The following is a 412-nucleotide window of genomic DNA, read 5'->3' as shown; positions in this document are numbered from 1 at the left end:
ACCTAATACGATCACCGATATGATAGAAGCAATGCCGAACGAAGCTGCGACAGCAAACGAACGTTTTGCAAAAGCAACGTCACGACCTTTAAGCAAGTAGTATGAACTCACGCCAAGGATAAACATCGCACCGCAGGTATAAGCCGAAGCGACTGTGTGTAAGAACTTAACTTGAGCAACTGGGTTGAGCACCACTTCGGCAAAGCTAGTCATTTCCATACGCATGGTTTGGTAATTAAACTCCGATCCAATCGGGTTTTGCATCCAACCGTTAGCAACCAGAATCCATAATGCAGAAAAGCTTGAGCCCAACGCCACCAGCCAAGTCACCATAAGGTGTTGGCGTTTGGACAGCCTTTCCCAACCGAAAAAGAACAGTCCAACAAAGGTGGATTCTAGGAAGAATGCAACA

1 protein-coding gene is annotated in these 412 nt (G+C 46.4%); it reads right to left on the bottom strand.

Annotated elements, in window-relative coordinates; all coding sequences use genetic code 11:
* The coding region (locus AB4653_RS27560) for a cytochrome ubiquinol oxidase subunit I (protein WP_372105833.1) at positions 1-412 on the bottom strand (412 nt) is incomplete at both ends.

The organism is Vibrio sp. 10N.222.48.A3 (assembly GCF_041475345.1).
Lineage (GTDB): Bacteria > Pseudomonadota > Gammaproteobacteria > Enterobacterales > Vibrionaceae > Vibrio > Vibrio tasmaniensis_A.
Note: the sequence above shows the minus strand (reverse complement) of the source record. Positions and strands in the feature narration are given on the sequence as shown.